Below are 19,238 nucleotides of genomic sequence, written 5' to 3' on the forward strand. Positions count from 1 at the left end.
ATGACCACCCACCAGTCCGTCCTCAAGGTCGGCGTCGCCGGCGCCGGCGTCATGGGCCGCAACCACGCCCGCGTCCTCGCCGACATCCGCGACGTCGAGCTGACCCACGTCTTCGATCCGGACGCCGTGACCGCCGAGGGCGTCGCCGCCGCCTATGGCGCGACCGCCGTCACCGACGCCCAGGCCTTCGTCGACGCCGGCCTGGACGCCGCCGTGGTCGCCACGCCCAACCGGCACCACGCCGACCTGTCGGTGGCCCTGCTCGAGAAGGGCGTCCACGTCCTGGTCGAAAAGCCGATCGCCGCGACCCTCGAGGACGCGCGACGCATGATCGACGCGGCCAAGGCCAACAACCGCGTCCTGATGGTCGGCCAGGTCGAGCGCTTCAATCCCGCCGTCGACGCGGTCAAGCGCGCCATCACCGGCGAGGACGTCATCTCCATCCAGATCACCCGCGTCGGCCCCTTCCCGCCGCGCATGGGCGAGGTCGGGGTGGTCATCGACCTGGCGGTCCACGACATCGACATCATCCGCCACCTGACGGATTCCGAGATCGTCGAGGTCCAGCCGCAGCTGGCCCGCACCAAGGCCGAGCGCGAGGACACGGCCCTGCTCCAGTTCCGCCTCGAGAGCGGGGCGATCGCCCACATCACCACCAACTGGGTCACGCCTTACAAGACCCGCACCCTGCAGGTGGCGACCAAGAACAAGTTCGTGGTGGCCGACCTGATGACCCGCCAGGTCACCGAGTATTTCGGCCAGCAGCCCGACGGCTCCTACTCGACCCGCGGCGTGATGAGCTGGCCCAACGAGCCCCTCAAGAAGGAGCTCGAAGCCTTCGCCCACGCCATCCGCACCGGCGAGCCTCCGGCCGTCACCGGCGAGGACGGCCTGCGGAACCTGGAAGTCGCGCTGCGGTGCTTGGGGGAGGGCTAAGCCCCGCTCATTGAGCTGCTTTTCAATCCCGCTCATCCCGGCGAAAGCCGGGACCCAGTCCTGTCCAGCTTGACGCCGGCCTAGCCGTGAATGGTCAAGCTTGGCTTTCGGAATCGCACGGTGGCCTCGGCTTGACGCGCCGAGCCCGTCGAGGTCGGGGCTAGAGCCCGTTCAGTCGCCGCAGTTCGGCGTCGTCCGGGTATTCGTCGAGCTGTTGAACCAGCCGGTCGGCGTCGTAGGGAATGTCCGTCACGCCGGGGATCGGCTTGTACCGGCCCCAACCCTGGTGGTCGTAGTGGGCCTGCATCGCCGCCTCGATCGTCTCGGCGTAGACGACGTAGAGCTGCTCGCTCGGCCCGTCGATGCGCTCAAGCTGCGCTATCGCCTCCGGCGAGGACAGCCAGAACGCCAGACCATCGCGCTCGAGAAACCGGCGACCCTCGTGCCGCAGGAAGGGCATCAGCCCCCCACCATCTGCATCCCCAGCCACTCGGCCACCAGCGCGGGCTTCTCCGCGCCTTCGATCTCGACGGTGACCTCGTGCTTGATCAGCCAGCGGCCGCCGCCCCTGTCCTCGGCGCTGAGCAGCTTGAACCGCCCGCGCACGTTCGAGCCGGTCGGCACCGGGGCCAGGAAGCGCAGCTTGTCGAAGCCGTAGTTGACGCCCATCACCACGCCCTCGAGCGGCGGCACGGCGTCGTAGGTCATGGCCGACAGCAGGCTCAGCGTCAGGAAGCCGTGCGCGATGGTCCCGCCGAACGGGGTGGCCTTGGCCGCTTCCGGATCGATGTGGATGAACTGGCGGTCCTCGGTGATCTCGGCGAAGGCGTCGATGCGGGCCTGGTCGACCCGGATCCATCGGCTGACCCCGACCTCCTGGCCGATCAGGCCGGCGAGGTCGGCGGTCGGCGTCGGGACGCCCTTGCGTTCGGTGCGGCTCATGCGTGCGGCCTTCTTAGGGGATGGGGGTGAATCGGTCTTCGATGATGGCGGCGAACAGGGCCGGGTCGACGTTGCCGCCCGACAGCACCACCGCCGTGGTGCGGTCCTTCGCCTCGATCTTGCCGGCCAGCAGGGCCGCCAGCGACACGGCGCCGCCGGGCTCGACCACCAGCTTCAGCACCCGGAAAGCATAGCGCACCGCCTCGGCCACCTCGGCGTCCGAGACGGTCTCGATGCGGGCCAGCCTTCGGTTGATCGGGAAGGTCAGCTCGCCCGGCCGGTCGGTCATCAGGGCGTCGCAGATGGTCCCCGGCGCGGCGGCGTGGGTCAGCCGCTCGCCCGCCGCCATCGACAGCAGGGTGTCGTTGTAGTGCTGCGGCTCGACGCCGATCACTGGCGCGTCGGGCGCCAGGGCCGCCATCGACAGGTTGATGCCGGCGATCAGCCCGCCGCCCGAGGCGCCGCAGACCAGCTGCTCGACCGTCGCGCCGACCTCGGCCGCCTGTTCGACGATCTCCAGCCCGGTGGTGCCCTGGCCCTCGATCACGAACGGATCGTCGAACGGCCGCACCAGAACCGAGCCGCGCGTCTCGGCGATCTCCTCGCCGATGGCCTCGCGGCTTTCGGCATATCGGTCGTACAGCCGCACCTCGCCGCCGAAGCCGATGACCCCCTCGACCTTCACCTTGGGGCTGTCGGCGGGCATGACGATGATGGCCGAGGTCCCCATCATCCGCGCCGCGCAGGCCACCGCCTGGGCGTGGTTGCCGGACGAGTAGGCGACGACACCGCGCTTCAGCTCCTCCGTCGTCAGCCGGCTGATGCGGTTGTAGGCGCCGCGGAATTTGAAGGCCCCGGCGCGCTGCAGGTTCTCGGCCTTGAGCAGCACCCGCCCGCCGACCTGCTCGTTCAGGGCCGGGCTCTCGATCAGCGGGGTGCGCACGGCGTGGCCGGCGATCTGGCGGGCGGCGTCGCGGACGCCTTCGAAGGAAGCGGTGTGCATGCGCTAGCCATACCGCCCCGCTCATCCCGGCGAAAGCCGGGCATCCGAGGGTCGAGCGGCCGCTTGAAGGTTCGTCACGAAGGACACGAAGAAAATCCACGAAGGGCACAAAGAGACCTGCGCCCCTCGACCTCCTTCGTGTCCTTCGTGCCCCCTTGGTGTCCTTCGTGACGAACCGACCGGCGGTGCATGCAGGGCTGACAGGTTCCGGCTGCGCCGGGATTGAGTCTCGCCGACCAAGCTCTAGCATCCGCTCATGACCCAGCTGATCCTCGCCATCGACCAGGGCACGACCTCGACCCGCGCCATCGCCTTCGAGACCGCGCCCGAGGGCGGCTTGCAGCCGTTGGCGGTCAGCCAGGTGGCGCTGCAACAGCATTTCCCCAGGCCCGGCTGGGTCGAGCACGACGCCGCCGAGATCTGGGCGGCGACCCTGCAGACCTGTCGCGCGGTGATCGAGAAGGCCGGCGGCGTCGGCCGCTTCGCCGCCATCGGCATCACCAACCAGCGCGAGACCTCGGTGCTGTGGGACGCCGCCACCGGCGAGCCGCTGCACAAGGCCATCGTCTGGCAGGACCGGCGCACCGCCGACGCCACCGGAGCGCTCGCCGCCGCCGGCTATGAGCCGATGGTCCAGGCCGCCACCGGCCTGATCCTCGACCCCTATTTCTCGGCCTCGAAATTCGCCTGGCTGCTCGACGCCGTGCCGGGCTCCCGCGAGCGCGCCGCCCGCGGCGAGGTCAAGCTGGGCACCATCGAGTGCTGGTTGATCTGGAAGCTGACGGCCGGCGAGAGCCATGTCACGGATGCGACCAACGCCAGCCGAACCTCCCTGATGGGCCTCGAAACCCTGTCGTGGCGGGCCGATCTCGCCGATCTGTTCAAAGTCCCGCTTGAGGGACTTCCAGACATCCGGGGATGCGCCGATCTGCTGGGCGTCACCGAGACATCCCTGCTCGGCGCGGCCCTGCCCATCCATGGCGCGGCGGGCGATCAGCAGGCTGCTCTGGTGGGCCACGGGGCGCTCGACCCGGGCGACGCCAAGATCACCTACGGCACCGGGGCCTTCCTGGTCGCCAATGTCGGCGCGACGCCGGTGACCTCCACCAGCCGCCTGCTCGGCACGCTCGGCTATTCCGTCGGCGGGGCCCAGGCCTATGCGCTGGAAGGTTCGATTTTCTCGGCCGGCTCGGCCATCCAGTGGCTGCGCGACGGCCTCGGGGTCATCGCCGACTCCGCCCAGTCCGAGGCGCTTGCGCAGGGCCTGGCCGACAACGGCGGCGTCTATCTGGTGCCCGGCTTCACCGGCCTGGGGGCGCCGTGGTGGAAGCCCGACGCCCGCGGGACGATCACCGGCCTGACCCGCGACTCGAGCCCGGCCCACCTTGTGCGCGCCGCCCTGGAGAGCCTCGCCTACCAGACCCGCGACCTGCTCGACGCCCTGGCCGAGGACGGCGCCCCCCGGCTGTCGGTGCTCAAGGTCGACGGCGGGGTCACCGCCAACGCCTTCGCCATGCAATTCGTCGCCGACATCTGCGAAGTGCCTGTCGAACGCCCCGCCTTCCAGGAGATGACGGCCCTGGGCGCCGCCAAGCTGGCGGCCCTCGGCGTCGGCCTGATCGACGACCTCGACGACCATCCGGTCGAGCCCCCGACCCGCTGGGAGCCGCGCATGGCCGCCGCCGAGCGCGACCGCCTGCTCGAGGGCTGGCGCGCCGCCGTGAAGGCCGCCATCATCGCCGCGCCATGACGACAGCCGCTTCTGAAGACGCCCAATCGACCTTTTCGGGCACCCGCGAGGTCGACCCCCGCTACGCGCTGGACGAGGCGGCGCTCGACGCCTGGCTCAGCGCTCATGTCGACGGCTACGAGGGCCCGTTGACGGTCCGCCAGTTCAAGGGCGGCCAGTCCAACCCGACCTATGAACTGACCACGCCCGGGCGGGCCTACGTCCTGCGCCGCAAGCCGCCCGGGACCCTGCTGCCCAGCGCCCACGCCGTGGACCGCGAGTTCACCGTCATCTCGGCCCTGCACGCCCAAGGATACCCGGTCGCCCGCCCGCATGCTCTGTGCACGGACGATACGGTCATCGGCTCGATGTTCTACGTCATGGACAAGGTCGACGGTCGGGTCCTGTGGGACCTCAAACTGCCCGGCCTGGAGCCCGCCGAGCGCCGCGCCATCTATGAGTCCCAGGTGGATGCGCTGGCCGCCCTGCACCGCTTCGACCCGGCCGCCATCGGACTCGCCGACTACGGTCGCCCGGGCAACTATTTCGAGCGCCAGGTCGGGCGCTGGACCAAGCAGTACCGCGCCTCGGAGATCGAGCCGATCGAGGCCATGGACCGGCTGATCGACTTCCTGCCGCGCACCCTGCCGCCCGAGGCCCCGGCCCGGATCGTCCACGGCGACTTCCGTCTCGACAACCTGATCCTCGACCCGGCCGAGGCCAGGGTCCGCGCCGTCCTGGACTGGGAGCTGTCGACGCTGGGCGACCCCATGGCCGACTTCTCCTACCTGCTGATCGCCTGGGCCATACCGCAGGAGGCGCGCAACGGCCTGGCCGGCGCCGATCTCGAGGCCCTGGGCATTCCTTCGGTGGAGGAGATGGTCGCGCGCTACGCCGAACAGACCGGCCAGCGCCCGCAGAACCTCGACTGGCTGTTCGCCTACAACCTGTTCCGCCTGGCGGCCATATGCCAGGGCATCGCCGGCCGCGTCCGCGACGGCACCGCCGCTTCGCCCCAGGCCCGCACCATGGCCGCCCAGGTGCCCTTCCTCGCCGCCGGCGCGTGGAGCTTCGCCCAGAAGGCCGGGGCCTGAGCGAAATCGGTCTCGACGGTCGCAGACCGGCAAGGCTCAGATTTCGCTCGAACGAAGACCCTAGTTCGTCAGCACCTGCACCCGGGTCCACACCGGCCCGCGGTTGACCACGTCGATGCGCAGGCGCGCCGGGGCGTTCGGCGACAGGGTGCAGACCGGATAGTGGTCGCCGCGCCCGTCGGTGCACAGGGTGCGGCCGCTGGCGTCTCGCACCACCAGGTCGACATCGGTGTCGCCGTCGCCGATCGCCGCCACCCGCAGGATCTCAAGCCCGCGCGCATCGACGTCGAAGCTCCAGCTTTCGCGTGATCCCAGGCGCCTGACGGTCGAGATGGGGCCGGCCCCGAACGGCGAGGATTGCACACCCAGGGGCGGCGCGGCCGGCGCGGCGGGCCTCGGCGCGGGCATGACCGGCGCCGGCAGGGTGGGCACCGGCGGCTCCATCCGGGCCGGCGGCGGCGGGGGAGGAGCAGGAGGAGCAGGCGGCGGCGGCGGCGGCGGCGGCGGAGGCGGAGGGGGCGCGGGCGGGGGCGGGGCCGCGTCGTCGGCCTGGGCCTCACGCTCCCGTTCGCGCGCCTCGGCCTCCTCCTGGGCGCGCTTTTCCGCCAAGGCCGCCTCGCGGCGCTCGCGCTCCCAGGCTTCGCGGCTGTTGTCGCGTTCGACGCGGTTGCCGGTGACCACCACCTCGTCGATGCTGGTTCGGTCGGCGGCGTTCCCAGCCAGGACCGCCGCCTCCTGAAGCAGGGCGTCCGGCGCCAGCACCGGGTCCAGGCCCGGATCCCCGCCCAGGCCGGAACGCATCGGCAGTTCGGCCAACATGCGCGCCGCTTCCCGCAGCATCTCGGGGTCGTTTTGTTGGCGGCCCTGTGCGGCCAGTTCAGCAGCGGCCACCGCGCGGCTGACGGCGCGGGACTCCGGCGTCTCGCGCGCCTCGGCGAGTTGCACGGGGGCAGGCGGCCCCTGCCGAGCCAGGGCCGTCCCCGCCGGCGCCGCGCAGGCCAGCACAAGGCCGACGGCGGTCAGGAGGCGGGCGTTGTGGCTCATGGGATAGCCTGTATTCTCAGCGCTCTAGGGCGGCCAAGCTTGCACTGTCACGGGGCGGCCACAAGCGCCAGTGACGGAAGCTGACGGTCAGTGCGGATCCAGAACGGCGCCGTTGAGGATCCGCCGATCGCCTCGGGCCTGCACAAGCACGGCCACGGCCTCGCCGTCCTCGACGCCCTGCGGCAGGTCATACAGCACCGGCCGACCGGTCCATTCCCCGAGATTGCGCACCGCCCGCACGACATTGACCTGGCGCACGGTGCGGCCGCGATTGTCGCCGCGGTCGATCTGCACCGTCTGCGGCCCGGGCTTGTAGATCACCGCCACCACCTCGGCGCCGCCGGACGGCGCCCGGCCGGAGCCGACTCCCACCTGGTCGCCGGATTCGCGGAACTCGATCTCCGGCGGGAAGACACGCCGCGCGGCCTCTTCCTCGATCGCCGCCTTCAGCGCCGCGTTCTGGGCGCCCGCGACCTGGCGGCGTCCGTCGATGACCACCTGCGGCGTCGATACGTCGCGCAGCCGGAGGGGACGGCTGTAGGCGCGCTGGCGCTGGGCGAACTCGGGTCGGGCGAAGGTGTCCTGCCAGCCGAGATAGTCCCAGTAGTCGACGGCGTAGGTCAGGGCGATGACGCCCGGCTCGTCGGCCACCGCCTCAATGCGGGCGTTGGCCTCGGGGCAGCCGGCGCAGCCCTGGGCGGTGAACAGTTCGACGATGACCGGCTCGACCGGCGCGTCGCGCAGGTTCGCGCGCGTCGGTGCCGGCTGGGCGCTCGACCCTGCCGCAATCACTGCGGCCGTCGCGACCGCCGCAGGGATGACCCAGACCCTTGAATGCATGGCGCGGAGCTTAATCAGAAGGCTCGCTGACGCGCCCCTCATTTTCCCGTGAGGCCCGGAAGGTTCAGACGCGGATGTCGAGCAGCGAGCCCGGGCGCTGCATCCGCTCCTCGGAGGCGCGGGCGAAGGCGGGGGCCGCACGGGCCGCCGGGGCGGCCTCCGGCTCGAGCTTCACCCCGTCCAGCGCCGCCTTGAAGAAATCCGACCGCGAGGCGCGCACCGGCGAGCCCGCCGGGTCGCGCGTCGGCAGTTGCACCGGAGCCTTGCTCGGGAACAGCGGGGACTGCAGCGGGGGACGAATCGCGCTCATGCCGACAGGGTTAATGAAAACCGTCGGTAAAGGGTTAACGGCCGTTAGCCGTGATCGGCCCTAGCGCGTCGTGGCGGTCGGCAGCGGGCGCGGCGGGGCCTGGATGGCGGCGACCATGGCCTCGATCTCGGCGTCGTTGATCAGCGGCCCCGAGGACTTGGCCACGACCTTGCCCATGGCGTCGACGGCGAAGGTCTCCGGCGCGCCGGTGATGCCCAGGTCCAGACCGGCCCGGCCCTCCTGGTCGACCAGCACCATGGAATACGGGTCGCCCAGCTCGTCGAGGAAGCGGCGGGTGGCGATCGGATCGTCCTTCCAGGCCACCCCGACCACGGCCACGCCGCGCGCCTTCAGCTCCATCAGCTTGGGGTGCTCGATCTTGCAGGGCGCGCACCAGCTGGCGAAGACGTTGACCAGCATCGGCTTGCCGACGCCGGCGGTCTTGAGGTCCAGCACGCCCGGCCCAGCCTTGTCGCCCGTCAGCATCGGCAGGACGGTCTCGGGGATCTGCTGCCCGACCAGGGCCGAGGGGCGGTACTCGCTGCTCTGGCCGCCCTCGGCCAGCGAGCGTCCGGCGACGTCGCCCAGCCGCATGGCGGCGAACACCACCAGGGCGACGATCCCGACCAGGGGAATGACGGCCAGCCAGCGCTTCACGAGCGGGTTTCCTTCTCGAGGCGGCGCAGCTCCGCCGACCAGCGGCGAGCGCTCAGCAGGGCGCGCCCGGCCACCGCGGCCAACACCACGGCGCTGATGCCCCAGGCGGGCCAGACGAAGGCGGCGTAGGCGCCCATGTCGAGGTCGAGCATCGGTCAGGCTTCCAGGGCGCGGCGGGCGCGGATGGCGAGCACACGACGCCGGGTGATCTCGCCGTGGATGGAGGTCAGCCACACCGCCAGGAACAGCAGGCCATAGCCGGCCATCATGACCAGCAGCGGGGCCAGGATGTCGCCGGTGACCGACGGCCCCTCGGCGCGCAGCAGCGAGGCCGGCTGGTGCAGGGTGTTCCACCAGTCGACGGAGAATTTGACGATCGGCAGGTTGATCAACCCGACCAGGCCGAGCACCGCCGCGGCCCGCGCCGCCTTGGCTTCGTCATCGATCGAGGATCGCAGGGCGATGTAGGCGATGAAGAACAGCAGCAGCACCAGCTCGGACATCAGCCGGGCGTCGCCCCACACCCACCAGGCGCCCCACATCGGCTTGCCCCACAGGCTGCCGGTGACCAGGGCCAGCAGCGTATAGGCGGCGCCGGGCAGGGCTGCGGCGCGGGCGGCGGCGTCGGCCAGCGGATGCCGGAACACCAGGGCGAAGAAGCTCGATACGCCCAGCGCCAGATAGATGCCCAGCCCCACCGAGGCGGCCGGCACGTGCACGAACATGATCCGCACCGTGTCGCCCTGCTGGTAGTCCTCGGGCGCGGTGAAGCTCAGCCAGGTCCCGACGGCCAGCAGCACGAGCGCCAGCCCCCAGACCACGGGCGTGATCGGGCGGGTGAAGCGCATGAAGCGGTCGGGATTGGCGAGGCCGAACATCGGCAGGTCCCTTAGCGGCTGATCGCGCGTCGCGCTACTTGAGGCTTCGCCCGCCCCGTGTGCTAGAGCGTCGCGCAGTTCAGGAGGCCCCGATGACCGACGACGTGACCAAGGATTCCAACGGCAACCTGCTCGCCGACGGCGACAGCGTGACCCTGATCAAGGACCTCAAGGTCAAGGGCTCGGGCGGCGTGACCCTGAAGCGTGGGACCCTAGTCAAGAACATCCGCCTGACCGGCGACCCGGACGAGATCGAAGCCAACGTAGAAAAAGTCCGCGGCCTCGTCCTGCGCACCGAGTTCGTGAAGAAGGCCTGAGCCGCGCTTCCCCGGCGAAGCCGGGCCTCATTGCTTCGAATGCTGGTTCGTCACGAAGGCCACAAAGGACCCACGAAGGGCACAAAGAAACCGAGTCAGGCGCCGCGACCTTCGTGTTCTTTGTGCCCCCTTGGTGTTCTTCGTGACGAACCGACCGGCCTCAAAGCCCGGCTGCGCCGGGGAAGGCCTATCCCTGCGCGTTCCGGATCGCGGCAGCGCCCGCGAAAGGCGTCACCACCGCCGCGAACAGCACATAGGCCGCCAGCAAGGCTAGGGCGGGCAGGGGGGACAGGCCGTTGGCGGCCCGCTCCACCGCCCCGGCGCCGAAGATCACCGGCGGGATGAACAGCGGCAGCACCACCACGGCGATCAGCAGGCCGCCGCGCTTCGAGCCGATCGCCAGGGCCGCGCCCAGGGCGCCGGTCAGGGCGAACCCCAGGCCGCCCAGCAGGGCCGACAAGCCGACTAGCGGCGCCAGACCGGACGGCAGGCCCAGGGTCACCGCCGCCACCGGCGCGGTCAGGGCCAGCGGCAGGCCGACCGCCAGCCACTGCGCCTTGGCCTTGGCCAGCACCACCAGCTCCAGCGCGACCGGGCCGAGCGTGAGCAAGTCCAGCGACCCGTCCTCGAAGTCGCGCTCGAACAACCGCTCCAGGGACAGGATCGAGGCCACCGCCAGGGCCACCCAGGCGACGCCCCCGGACACCGGCCTGAGCCCCGCCGGATCGCCGCCCGCCGCCAGCGGCACGAGCACGGTCAAACAGAGGAAGAAACCGCAGGCCAGCAACGGCCCGCCGCCCCCCGACCAGGCCAGCGCCAGCTCGCGCCGCCACAGGGTCAGCAGGGCGCTCACCGGCCGCCCCCCACATCGACGGCGCGGTTCGCCACCGGCAGGGGATCGTGCACGGCGGCCAGGATGGCGCCGCCCTTGTCGAGGTGGGCCTGCATCAGCACGCCCAGCGCCTTGCGCCAGCGGGCGTCCAGCGGTGCGAAGGGCTCGTCGAGCAGCCACAGCGGCCGCGGCGCCGCCACCAGCCGGGCGAAGGCCAGCCGTCGCCGCTGCCCGGCCGACAGCTTGCGCACTTCCAGATCCAGCAGGGGCTCCAGCGCCAGCACGTCGATCGCGGCGGCGAGACCCGTGGCGTCGGCCCCATGCCAGCGGGCCTGGAAGGCCAGCTCATCCCTCGCCCGCCGCGCGCCCTTCAGCCCGTCCAGATGGCCCAGCCAGTGCAGGTGTTTCGCCCGCGCCTCGGCGGCGTCGGCGGCGGTGAATTCGATCGTCCCGGCGTCCGGCCGGATAAAGCCGGCGATCGCCCGCAACAGCGACGTCTTGCCCGCCCCATTGGCCCCGGTGAGGGCCACGGCCTCGCCTGAGGCGACGCTTAGGGAGAGGTCGCGGAACAGCACGCGCTCGCCGCGCGAGAGGGTCAGGCCGGCGACGCTCAGCATGGTCTACGCCCGGCCCAGTTGAGACCCGTTCTCAATCCCCCCACAGCCGACGCGGGTACATGGACGGGGGACGGAACCACCGCTATATCCCCGCTCGCCGCAGCAGGCGTTCGCCGCGCGCGTCGGGGACCTGTGCGCCCCGCCGTCAGTCGCGCGAGCGTGCAACCGGATTGTCGGGCGGCGTGAACCAGAGGAAGCCTCTCCATGCCGTCAGTCGACAGCCTTTCCACCCGGCGCGATCTCTCCGTCGGGCGCAAGAAATACGCCTATTACAGCCTTCCGGCCGCCGAGGAAGCGGGCCTGACCGGGATTTCCCGTCTGCCGCGCTCGATGAAGGTGCTGCTGGAGAACCTGCTGCGCAACGAGGACGGCGTCTCCGTCTCGGCCGATGACCTCAAGGCCGTCGCCGCCTGGATCGAGAACAAGGGCGCCGTCGAGCACGAGATCGCCTTCCGTCCGGCCCGCGTGCTGATGCAGGACTTCACCGGCGTGCCGGCCGTCGTCGACCTGGCCGCCATGCGCGACGCCATGTCGGCCCTCGGCGCCGACCCGACCAAGATCAACCCGCTGAACCCGGTCGACCTGGTCATCGACCACTCGGTGATGGTCGACCACTTCGGCGACCCGAAGGCCTTCGAGCGCAACGTCGAGCGCGAGTACGAGCGCAACATCGAGCGCTACAACTTCCTGCGCTGGGGCTCCTCGGCCTTCAACAATTTCCGCGTCGTGCCCCCGGGCACCGGCATCTGCCACCAAGTCAACCTCGAGAACCTGGCCCAGACCGTCTGGACCGTGGCTGAAGGCAAGGCGACCGTCGCCTATCCGGACACCGTCGTCGGCACCGACAGCCACACCACCATGATCAACGGCCTGGCCGTCCTGGGCTGGGGCGTCGGCGGCATCGAGGCCGAGGCCGCCATGCTCGGCCAGCCGATCCCGATGCTGATCCCGGAAGTCATCGGCTTCCGCCTGACCGGCGCCCTGCCGGAAGGCGCGACGGCCACCGACCTGGTGCTGACCGTCACCCAGATGCTCCGCAAGAAGGGCGTCGTCGGCAAATTCGTCGAGTTCTTCGGCCCGGGCGTGATCAACCTGACCATCGAAGACCAGGCGACCATCGCCAACATGGCCCCGGAATACGGCGCCACCTGCGGCTTCTTCCCGGTCTCGGCCGCCACCATCGGCTACCTGACCGCCACCGGCCGCGACAAGGCGCGCGTCGCCCTGGTCGAAGCCTACGCCAAGGCCCAGGGCCTCTGGATCGACGAGACCTCGGAAGACCCGGTCTTCACCGACGTCCTCGAGCTGGATGTCTCGACGGTCGTGCCGTCGATCGCCGGTCCGAAGCGTCCGCAGGACCGCGTCGAGCTGACCACCGCCGCCCCGGCCTTCGAAACCGCCCTGGCCGAGGTCTTCAGCCGTCCGACCGACGCCGCCCGCGTGGCCGTCGAGGGTGAGAAGTTCGACCTCGGCGACGGCGACGTCGTCATCGCCGCCATCACCAGCTGCACCAACACCTCCAACCCGTCGGTCCTGATCGCCGCCGGCCTGGTGGCCCGCAAGGCCATCAAGCTGGGCCTGAAGGTCAAGCCGTGGGTCAAGACCTCGCTGGCCCCCGGCTCGCAGGTCGTCACCGACTACCTGACCGCCGCCGGCCTGCAGTCCGACCTCGACGCGCTGGGCTTCAACCTGGTCGGCTACGGCTGCACCACCTGCATCGGCAACTCGGGCCCGCTGTCGGACGCGATCTCGAAGACGATCAACGACAACGGCCTGGTCGCGACCTCGGTGCTCTCGGGCAACCGCAATTTCGAAGGCCGCGTGAACCCGGACGTTCAGGCCAACTACCTGGCCTCGCCGCCGCTGGTCGTGGCCTACGCCCTGGCCGGCTCGATGCGGATCGACATCTCCAAGGATCCGATCGGCCAGGACAAGAAGGGCAAGGACGTCTTCCTCAAGGACGTGTGGCCGACCTCCAAAGAGATCAGCGACATCCAGAAGAAGGCCGTCACCCCGGCCATGTTCGCCAAGCGCTACGCCGACGTCTTCAAGGGCGACAAGCACTGGCAGGGCATCAAGATCGAAGGCGGCCAGACCTATGAGTGGGACGAGGCCTCGACCTACGTGGCCAACCCGCCCTACTTCGAGGGCATGACGATGGAGCCGGCCCCGGTCTCCGACATCGTCGAGGCGCGCGTCCTGGCCATCTTCGGCGACTCGATCACCACCGACCACATCAGCCCGGCCGGTTCGATCAAGAAGACCTCGCCCGCCGGCGTCTACCTGACCAACCGCGGCGTCGACGCCCTGGACTTCAACAGCTACGGCGCCCGCCGCGGCCACCACGAAGTCATGATGCGCGGCACCTTCGCCAACATCCGCATCCGCAACCGGATCACCCCGGACATCGAAGGCGGCGTCACCAAGCATTTCCCGTCGCAGGACACGATGTCGATCTACGACGCGGCCATGCGCTACCAGTCGGAAGGTCGTCCGCTGGTCGTCTTCGCCGGCAAGGAATACGGCACCGGCTCGTCGCGGGACTGGGCGGCCAAGGGCACCCGCCTGCTCGGCGTCCGCGCCGTCATCGCCGAGAGCTACGAGCGCATCCACCGCTCGAACCTGGTCGGCATGGGCGTCGTTCCGCTGCAGTTCAAGCAGGACGGCTGGACGCGCCTCGGCCTGACCGGCGAGGAGATCGTCACCATCCGCGGCCTGTCGGACGTCAACATCGGCAAGCTGCGTCCGCGTCAGGACCTGTGGGTCGAGCTGTTCCGCCCGTCGGACGGCAAGATGGCCCGCTTCCCGGTCCGCTGCCGCATCGATAACCAGACCGAGCTGGACTACTTCAAGGCCGGCGGCGTCATGCCCTACGTCCTGCGCAACCTGGCCGGCGGCGTCGCCGCCCCGGCCGCGGACGCCGCGGAATAAGGCTCAGCTCCGGCTGAACGACGAAGGGCCCGCGGAGCGATCCGCGGGCCCTTTTCCGTTGCTGCGGCTCGCCCGGAAGCGGCCCCACCGAATGTCCGCTAGGGGTGGAAAGCGGACGCTGTCTCGTTATCTTGTGGTGTCAGCGATGGGGGTTCCGATGGGCAGTGGTTGGTTTGAAGTGTGGTGGGACTACAGTTCGCGCCCGCCATCACTCTTGGTGCTCGCTGGCAATCCAAGCTCGCCAGATCATTTCGAGATTTCAGAGCCGAGCGGGGCGGTTGTCCACACCGCGTCGTCGTATGATGAAGCGATGTTCTGGCTTACCGAGGACGAGTTCACCAAAATTGAAGGGCGAACGTTTCTCGGTGACTGACCGGGATAAGCGTTACTTTAGCAAGGTCGGCTAAGGGTCGAGACCGGACACCTGCCCCTTCCCCCTACACGCTCCGCCTTCCTTCCGCTCATCCCGCTTTCGCGGTGACGAGCGCAAGGGCTCGAGCCGGGTCCACAGGCCTGCACCGACGATAGGCCCGATCGCAGCGCCTGGGTCACGCGCGAAGGCGCATCGCCGACAGCGTTTCCGGCACCTCGATGACCACCCGGCAGAGGAGTCCCTCGGGCCGGAAATCCAGCGCCACGTCATCCAGCCCCCGTTGGGGCCGCAGCAGCCGCGAGCCCAGGCCCCGGCGGGTCGGCGGCTTGACCTTCGGTCCGTCCGCCTCCGACCATTCCATGACGACCCTTTGGCCCCCCGCCCCCTCGTCGTGCTGGACCCGCCACGCGAGATCGACGGACCCGCCGAGCGCAGAAAGAGCGCCGTATTTGATCGCGTTCGTGCCCAGTTCATGCAGCGCCAGCACGAGCGGCACGCACGACGCCTCCGGCAGGACGCAGACCGGTCCGGTCATGCCGACGGCGCCCTCGCCGTTGAACGGAGCCAGCGCCCGGACCGCGAGATCGGGAAGCCGGCAATGCTCCCAGTCGCCGGAGGTGAGGACGTCCTGGGCGTCCGCCAGGGCGTGCAGGCGGCTGTTGAACAGGCGAACCGCCTCGCTGTTCGCGGGGTCGCCGCGGAAGGTCTGGATCGCCAGCCCCTGCACGACGGACAGCATGTTCTTCACCCGGTGCTGAAGCTCCGAATTCAGGTGATTCAGCTTCGCGTTAAGCTCCGCCTCGCGTTGCACGCCGGCCTGAACCCGCTCGACCGCCCCCCTCAGGGTGCCGACGACGGCCACGATCAGGCTTGAGGACAGCAGGAAGGACAGGGCGCCCAGGGTGTCGCCGACATGGGCGAAGAGGATGTAGCGCGGCTCCATGAAGAGGAAGTTCGCCACCAGCGTGGACGCCAGCATCACGACCACCGCCGTCCGCGTGCCGAACAGCAGGGCCGAAAGCAGTACGAACGGATAGTAGGCGGAGAACGCCGTGCCGGTGACCACGCTGTCGACGGCCAGCCTCAGGACCGTCGGCACGACGACCAAGGCGAGGGCGAGCGGCAAGGACGCGACGAACGGCGGCGGCGGGGCCAGCAGACGGGACCGCACGAACTCGAACCGTGTCATGAGCCGCGCACCACCCCGTGAAAGCGACCTTGCTTAGAGGGCGGATCGGCCGGACGCCTTGTCTGATTACGACAGAGGCTTGTCATCTGGCGACTGGCGTCGTCAGGTCTGGCTCATGGGCTCTTCCCCCGCCGCCCATCCCCGCGAAAGCGGGAATAGGCGGTAAGGGGCCGGCGGCAGGCGCCCCGCAGGCCTCACCCCGCCGTCGCGTTGTGCGGTCCCGGATCGCGAGGATTGCGCCCGAAGGCCCGCTCGCACACCGCCCGGCCGAATTCCTCCGAGACCATCATCTGGCGGTCGCCGAACAGGCCGCCGACGCGGCCCTGGGCGCTCGTCGCCACCGATACCGGGAAGCGGCCGACGACGCGGTTGTCGTGGCTCGGATCGACGAACTCGACGGTGCCGGTCATCGTATGCGTACCGTCGCCGTTGAGCAGCACGCCCAGGCGGTCGGCGCGCTGCAGGTCGTCGATGTGGATGCGGACATCGATCGGGGCCGTGCCCCACATGCAGGTCCTCAGCTCCTCGTGCACCTCGTCGGACAGCGTCTCGGTGAAGTCGTCCCCGGCGTTCACCCAGTTGCTCGACACCCAGATGGTCCCGACCTGGGCGGTCTCCTGCAGGCCCGGCGGCAGGTCGATCGGCGGACCGCCCTCGATCACGGGGGCGCAGGCGGCGGTGGTCATCAGGACGGCGAGCGCCGCGGCGGTCAGGACGGATTTCATGGCGGGCTTCCCCTCGATGTGTTGGGCGAAGCTTAAGCGTTCCGGTCGGTGAACGCCGGATGAACCGCGTTCGGCGGCGGATTAATTCGCGGTAAGGCCAAGCTCCACGTCCGCGCCTGACGCAGGCGTCTGCTAGCTCAAGCCCCGCCGTCCGCACGGGCGATCGAGGGCGTCGGCCGACGGTTTCAGACTCCGATTCAGACTCAGAGTCTGAACTCGCGTTCCAACGTCTTCAGCGGGTTAGGCGGGAGATTCAGACGATTCAGACGATTCAGACTCTGTTTTTCGCGGCCCGAACTTCAGACTATTCAGACTCTTCAGACTCTGTTTTTTCAGCGTCCGAACACCTCGACCCCGACCTCGCCCGAGGGCGTCAGCCAGGCCCGCTTCATGCCCTGGCTGTTGAACGGCTGGGCGATGTTGCCGTGACGGTCCAGGGCGATCAGGCCGCCGTCGCCGCCGAGGCCGCCGATCTCGTCGATGACACCCTGGGTCGCCTCGGCCAGGGACTGGCCGGCTGCGACGCGCCAGCTGACCTGGGCGGTGGCGGCGACGCGCATGAAATATTCGCCCTGGCCGGTGCCCGAGGCGGCGATGCGGTCGTCGGCCCAGGTGCCGGCGGCCAGGATGGGGGTGTCGCCGACGCGTCCCGGCATCTTGCCGAACACGCCGGCGGTGGAGGTCGCCGCCGCCAGCCGCCCGTCACGGTCCAGCACGCAGCAGCCGACCGTGCCGTGGCTCAGAACGCCCGGCGGATGATTGTCCTCGCCCTGGCCGGCGCGGGTGTACCAGGCCTCGGGGTCCTCGATCCGCTCCAGCCCCTGGGCGCCGCAGAAGGCCGCCGCCCCCTCGCCGACCAGCATCACGTGCGGGGTGTGGTCCAGCACCGCCCGGGCGGCGCGGACCGGGTTGCGGAAGCCCTGCAGGGCCGCCACGGCGCCGGGGCGGCGGCCGTCGCCGTCCATCAGGCTGGCGTCCAGTTCATAGGCCCCCGCCAGGTTCGGCGAGGCGCCGCGCCCGGCCACGTAGAGCCCCGAGTCCTCCAGCAGCACCACCGCCTCGACGGCCACGTCCAGCGCCGAGGCGCCGGCGTCCAGCCGCACCTTCATGGCCTCCACCACCGCGCGCATGTGCACGACCTCGCGGTCGTAGTTGCGCTCGCGCCGGGCGCCGGCGCCGCCGTGGAGGATGAGGGCGGTCATGCGGGGTCTCTCCTGATCGCCTCTTTTAAACGGGCGTGGCGCTGATTAGCGTCTCCCATCGGCGCGCGCCACACGGCGGGCGTCCGCCTCCCCACCCGGCCCGGTTGGCGCAGCGGCGCCGGCGGGCGATAAGGAACGTCATGCGCGCAGTCCTGTCCAAGGCCCCCGGCGGCCCTGAAACCCTGGTCGTCGAAGAGGTCCTGGACCCGCGCCCGCAGAAGGGCGAGGTGGTCATCGACGTGAAGGCCATCGGGGTGAATTTCCCCGACACCCTGATCATTGAGGACAAATACCAGTTCAAGCCGCAGCGGCCCTTCTCGCCGGGCGGCGAGGTGGCCGGGGTGGTCGAGGCGGTCGGCGAGGGCGTCACCGGCATCCGCAAGGGCGACCGGGTCATTGCGGTGCCCGGCTGGGGCGGCATGGTCGAACGGCTGGCCGTGCCCGCCGCCTCGGTGATGAAGATCCCCGACGGCATGGATTTCGAGACCGCCGCGGCCCTCGTCATGACCTATGGCACCTCCTACTACGCGCTGAAGGACCGGGCGCAGCTGAAGGCCGGCGAGACCCTGCTGGTGCTGGGCGCCGCGGGCGGCGTTGGCGTCGCCGCCGTCGAGCTGGGCAAGGCCATGGGCGCCCGCGTCGTCGCCGCCGCCTCGACCAACGACAAGGTCCAGTTCGCCCTGGAGGCCGGGGCCGACACCGGCCTGATCTATCCCTCGGGCAAGATGGACAAGGCGGCCCAGAAGGAGCTGTCGGGCGAGCTCAAGCTGGCCTCGGGCCGCGACGGGCCGGACGTGGTCTATGACGCGGTCGGCGGCGACTACTGCGAGCCGGCGTTGCGCTCGATGGACTGGAACGGCCGCTATCTGGTGGTCGGCTTCCCCGCCGGCATTCCGGCCCTGCCGCTGAACCTGACCCTGCTCAAGTCGGTGTCGGTGATCGGGGTCTTCTGGGGCGCCGCCGTCATGCGCGACCCCGCCGCCCACGCCGCCAACATGGGCGAGCTGCTGGCCTTCTGGAAGGACGGCAAGATCAAGCCGCGCGTCAGCCGCACCTACCCGCTCGAGCGCGCCCACGAGGCCATCAAGGCGCTCGGCGACCGCTCGGTCATGGGCAAGGTGGTGGTGACCATCGCGGAATAGGGACGACGTTCAGTCGTCCCGCATCCGCTCCAGCGTCGCCTCCGCCGCCTCGCGGTGGCGGCGCTTGATGTTGGCCCCCAGGGTCGCGATCAGGGCCGCGATGACGGCGGCGTCGTCGGTGAAGCCGACCCCAGCGAAGATGTCCGGGATCGCATCGGCCGGCAGCACGAAATAGGCCAGCGCGCCCAGCATCAGGCCCTTGGCTGCGGTCGGGGTCTGGGGGTCGCGGGCGGCGAACCAGACCGACAGGACCTGGTCGGCGAACGGGATCTTGGAGGCGGTGCGGCGGATCTTGGGCCAGAAGCCGCGGCTGACCCGCACCTCGTTGACCCGCTGGACCGAGGGCACGAGCGCCTTCGAGGGGTCCAGCACATCTTCCGGGCGGATCGGCTCGGCGGTGCGTTTGGCTTTGGCGGTCATGGCGGCTAAATCCCCCGCGACGTACTCAGGTTCACGACAGACATAGGGGCTCCGGCC

At 70.2% G+C, this 19,238-nt stretch carries 21 protein-coding genes; 6 read left to right on the top strand and 15 right to left on the bottom strand.

Features of this window, described 5'->3' with window-relative positions; genetic code table 11:
• The gene (locus ASC65_RS01155) at nt 1-936 is read left to right on the top strand and encodes a Gfo/Idh/MocA family protein (protein WP_056448320.1); all 936 of its coding nucleotides are present in this window, start codon (nt 1-3) and stop codon (nt 934-936) included.
• A gap of 160 nt (nt 937-1,096) precedes the next feature.
• Here the strand turns inward: ASC65_RS01155 and ASC65_RS01160 are convergent, their stop codons facing one another.
• From ASC65_RS01160 to ASC65_RS01170, 3 genes are read right to left on the bottom strand one after another with little or no spacing between them, the layout of a single operon-like run.
• Nucleotides 1,097-1,396: a hypothetical protein gene (locus tag ASC65_RS01160; protein WP_056448321.1), complete on the bottom strand. Its 300-nt coding sequence runs from the start codon at nt 1,394-1,396 to the stop codon at nt 1,097-1,099.
• On the bottom strand, nt 1,396-1,878 hold the full coding sequence (locus ASC65_RS01165) for a MaoC family dehydratase (RefSeq protein WP_056448322.1): 483 nt from the start codon (nt 1,876-1,878) through the stop codon (nt 1,396-1,398). The genes ASC65_RS01160 and ASC65_RS01165 overlap by 1 nt, the downstream gene beginning before the upstream one ends.
• Before the next feature lie 13 nt (nt 1,879-1,891).
• Entirely contained in the window at nt 1,892-2,881 is a 990-nt protein-coding gene (locus tag ASC65_RS01170) for a threonine ammonia-lyase (protein ID WP_056448324.1), read from the bottom strand.
• Between the two features lie 256 nt (nt 2,882-3,137).
• Between ASC65_RS01170 and glpK the strand changes: the two genes are divergently transcribed.
• Both glpK and ASC65_RS01180 read left to right on the top strand, forming a co-directional pair.
• Entirely contained in the window at nt 3,138-4,631 is a 1,494-nt protein-coding gene (glpK, locus tag ASC65_RS01175; protein WP_056448325.1) for a glycerol kinase GlpK, read from the top strand.
• Nucleotides 4,628-5,704, top strand: coding sequence for a phosphotransferase family protein (locus ASC65_RS01180; RefSeq protein WP_056448328.1), 1,077 nt, complete (start codon nt 4,628-4,630; stop codon nt 5,702-5,704). Before glpK ends, ASC65_RS01180 begins: the two co-directional genes overlap by 4 nt.
• Nucleotides 5,705-5,764: 60 nt before the next feature.
• Here ASC65_RS01180 and ASC65_RS17420 read toward each other — a convergent pair whose 3' ends face one another.
• The 6 genes from ASC65_RS17420 to ccmC form a co-directional block, all read right to left on the bottom strand.
• Nucleotides 5,765-6,748 carry a hypothetical protein gene (locus tag ASC65_RS17420; RefSeq protein ID WP_056448329.1) on the bottom strand — a complete coding sequence of 328 codons (984 nt, stop codon included), beginning with the start codon at nt 6,746-6,748 and terminating at the stop codon, nt 5,765-5,767.
• 87 nt (nt 6,749-6,835) lie between these two features.
• Entirely contained in the window at nt 6,836-7,588 is a 753-nt protein-coding gene (locus ASC65_RS01190) for a DUF1223 domain-containing protein (RefSeq protein WP_056448332.1), read from the bottom strand.
• A gap of 64 nt (nt 7,589-7,652) precedes the next feature.
• Nucleotides 7,653-7,898 (bottom strand): hypothetical protein, encoded by a 246-nt coding sequence (locus tag ASC65_RS01195; RefSeq protein WP_056448334.1) that lies wholly within the window; start codon nt 7,896-7,898, stop codon nt 7,653-7,655.
• Nucleotides 7,899-7,958: 60 nt separating this feature from the next.
• On the bottom strand, nt 7,959-8,555 hold the full coding sequence (locus tag ASC65_RS01200; RefSeq protein WP_056448336.1) for a DsbE family thiol:disulfide interchange protein: 597 nt from the start codon (nt 8,553-8,555) through the stop codon (nt 7,959-7,961).
• Nucleotides 8,552-8,707: a heme exporter protein CcmD gene (gene ccmD / locus ASC65_RS01205; RefSeq protein ID WP_056448339.1), complete on the bottom strand. Its 156-nt coding sequence runs from the start codon at nt 8,705-8,707 to the stop codon at nt 8,552-8,554. The genes ASC65_RS01200 and ccmD overlap by 4 nt, the downstream gene beginning before the upstream one ends.
• Nucleotides 8,708-8,710: 3 nt before the next feature.
• A complete protein-coding gene (ccmC, locus tag ASC65_RS01210; protein ID WP_056448342.1) occupies nt 8,711-9,433 on the bottom strand; it encodes a heme ABC transporter permease CcmC in 723 nt (240 codons plus the stop codon).
• A 92-nt stretch (nt 9,434-9,525) separates the two neighbouring features.
• Between ccmC and ASC65_RS01215 the strand changes: the two genes are divergently transcribed.
• Nucleotides 9,526-9,750, top strand: coding sequence for an alkylphosphonate utilization protein (locus ASC65_RS01215; protein ID WP_039245979.1), 225 nt, complete (start codon nt 9,526-9,528; stop codon nt 9,748-9,750).
• Nucleotides 9,751-9,937: 187 nt separating this feature from the next.
• Here ASC65_RS01215 and ccmB read toward each other — a convergent pair whose 3' ends face one another.
• The gene (gene ccmB, locus ASC65_RS01220; RefSeq protein ID WP_056448345.1) at nt 9,938-10,603 is read right to left on the bottom strand and encodes a heme exporter protein CcmB; all 666 of its coding nucleotides are present in this window, start codon (nt 10,601-10,603) and stop codon (nt 9,938-9,940) included.
• Complete coding sequence (gene ccmA / locus ASC65_RS01225) at nt 10,600-11,199, bottom strand: heme ABC exporter ATP-binding protein CcmA (RefSeq protein WP_056448348.1); 600 nt, start codon at nt 11,197-11,199, stop codon at nt 10,600-10,602. The genes ccmB and ccmA overlap by 4 nt, the downstream gene beginning before the upstream one ends.
• Nucleotides 11,200-11,403: 204 nt before the next feature.
• Here ccmA and acnA point away from each other — a divergent pair, with 204 nt between their 5' ends.
• A complete protein-coding gene (gene acnA, locus ASC65_RS01230; protein ID WP_056448352.1) occupies nt 11,404-14,130 on the top strand; it encodes an aconitate hydratase AcnA in 2,727 nt (908 codons plus the stop codon).
• A 548-nt stretch (nt 14,131-14,678) separates the two neighbouring features.
• On the opposite strand, the gene ASC65_RS01235 is transcribed toward acnA, so the two are convergent.
• The 3 genes from ASC65_RS01235 to ASC65_RS01245 all read right to left on the bottom strand — a co-directional run bounded on the left by ASC65_RS01235 (nt 14,679) and on the right by ASC65_RS01245 (nt 17,619).
• Nucleotides 14,679-15,692, bottom strand: coding sequence for a sensor histidine kinase (locus ASC65_RS01235; RefSeq protein ID WP_056448355.1), 1,014 nt, complete (start codon nt 15,690-15,692; stop codon nt 14,679-14,681).
• Between the two features lie 194 nt (nt 15,693-15,886).
• On the bottom strand, nt 15,887-16,417 hold the full coding sequence (locus ASC65_RS01240) for a hypothetical protein (RefSeq protein WP_056448357.1): 531 nt from the start codon (nt 16,415-16,417) through the stop codon (nt 15,887-15,889).
• 332 nt (nt 16,418-16,749) lie between these two features.
• On the bottom strand, nt 16,750-17,619 hold the full coding sequence (locus tag ASC65_RS01245; protein WP_056448360.1) for an isoaspartyl peptidase/L-asparaginase family protein: 870 nt from the start codon (nt 17,617-17,619) through the stop codon (nt 16,750-16,752).
• A 140-nt stretch (nt 17,620-17,759) separates the two neighbouring features.
• Between ASC65_RS01245 and ASC65_RS01250 the strand changes: the two genes are divergently transcribed.
• Nucleotides 17,760-18,761: an NADPH:quinone oxidoreductase family protein gene (locus ASC65_RS01250; protein WP_056448363.1), complete on the top strand. Its 1,002-nt coding sequence runs from the start codon at nt 17,760-17,762 to the stop codon at nt 18,759-18,761.
• Between the two features lie 9 nt (nt 18,762-18,770).
• On the opposite strand, the gene ASC65_RS01255 is transcribed toward ASC65_RS01250, so the two are convergent.
• Nucleotides 18,771-19,181 (bottom strand): YkvA family protein, encoded by a 411-nt coding sequence (locus ASC65_RS01255; RefSeq protein ID WP_056448366.1) that lies wholly within the window; start codon nt 19,179-19,181, stop codon nt 18,771-18,773.
• Nucleotides 19,182-19,238 lie beyond the last annotated feature (57 nt).

It is taken from the genome of Brevundimonas sp. Root1279, from assembly GCF_001425945.1.
GTDB lineage: Bacteria > Pseudomonadota > Alphaproteobacteria > Caulobacterales > Caulobacteraceae > Brevundimonas.

Coding starts and splice junctions, on each gene's coding strand:
- glpK (WP_056448325.1), top strand. CDS start 3,138: ATGACCCAGCTGATCCTCGCCATCGACCAGGGCACGACCTCGACCCGC.
- ccmA (WP_056448348.1), bottom strand. CDS start 11,199: ATGCTGAGCGTCGCCGGCCTGACCCTCTCGCGCGGCGAGCGCGTGCTG.
- ASC65_RS01245 (WP_056448360.1), bottom strand. CDS start 17,619: ATGACCGCCCTCATCCTCCACGGCGGCGCCGGCGCCCGGCGCGAGCGC.
- ASC65_RS01180 (WP_056448328.1), top strand. CDS start 4,628: ATGACGACAGCCGCTTCTGAAGACGCCCAATCGACCTTTTCGGGCACC.
- ccmC (WP_056448342.1), bottom strand. CDS start 9,433: ATGTTCGGCCTCGCCAATCCCGACCGCTTCATGCGCTTCACCCGCCCG.
- ASC65_RS01155 (WP_056448320.1), top strand. CDS start 1: ATGACCACCCACCAGTCCGTCCTCAAGGTCGGCGTCGCCGGCGCCGGC.
- ASC65_RS01165 (WP_056448322.1), bottom strand. CDS start 1,878: ATGAGCCGCACCGAACGCAAGGGCGTCCCGACGCCGACCGCCGACCTC.
- ASC65_RS01215 (WP_039245979.1), top strand. CDS start 9,526: ATGACCGACGACGTGACCAAGGATTCCAACGGCAACCTGCTCGCCGAC.
- ASC65_RS01170 (WP_056448324.1), bottom strand. CDS start 2,881: ATGCACACCGCTTCCTTCGAAGGCGTCCGCGACGCCGCCCGCCAGATC.
- ASC65_RS01160 (WP_056448321.1), bottom strand. CDS start 1,396: ATGCCCTTCCTGCGGCACGAGGGTCGCCGGTTTCTCGAGCGCGATGGT.
- ASC65_RS01195 (WP_056448334.1), bottom strand. CDS start 7,898: ATGAGCGCGATTCGTCCCCCGCTGCAGTCCCCGCTGTTCCCGAGCAAG.
- ASC65_RS17420 (WP_056448329.1), bottom strand. CDS start 6,748: ATGAGCCACAACGCCCGCCTCCTGACCGCCGTCGGCCTTGTGCTGGCC.
- acnA (WP_056448352.1), top strand. CDS start 11,404: ATGCCGTCAGTCGACAGCCTTTCCACCCGGCGCGATCTCTCCGTCGGG.
- ASC65_RS01190 (WP_056448332.1), bottom strand. CDS start 7,588: ATGCATTCAAGGGTCTGGGTCATCCCTGCGGCGGTCGCGACGGCCGCA.
- ASC65_RS01250 (WP_056448363.1), top strand. CDS start 17,760: ATGCGCGCAGTCCTGTCCAAGGCCCCCGGCGGCCCTGAAACCCTGGTC.
- ASC65_RS01235 (WP_056448355.1), bottom strand. CDS start 15,692: ATGACACGGTTCGAGTTCGTGCGGTCCCGTCTGCTGGCCCCGCCGCCG.
- ASC65_RS01255 (WP_056448366.1), bottom strand. CDS start 19,181: ATGACCGCCAAAGCCAAACGCACCGCCGAGCCGATCCGCCCGGAAGAT.
- ccmD (WP_056448339.1), bottom strand. CDS start 8,707: ATGCTCGACCTCGACATGGGCGCCTACGCCGCCTTCGTCTGGCCCGCC.
- ASC65_RS01240 (WP_056448357.1), bottom strand. CDS start 16,417: ATGAAATCCGTCCTGACCGCCGCGGCGCTCGCCGTCCTGATGACCACC.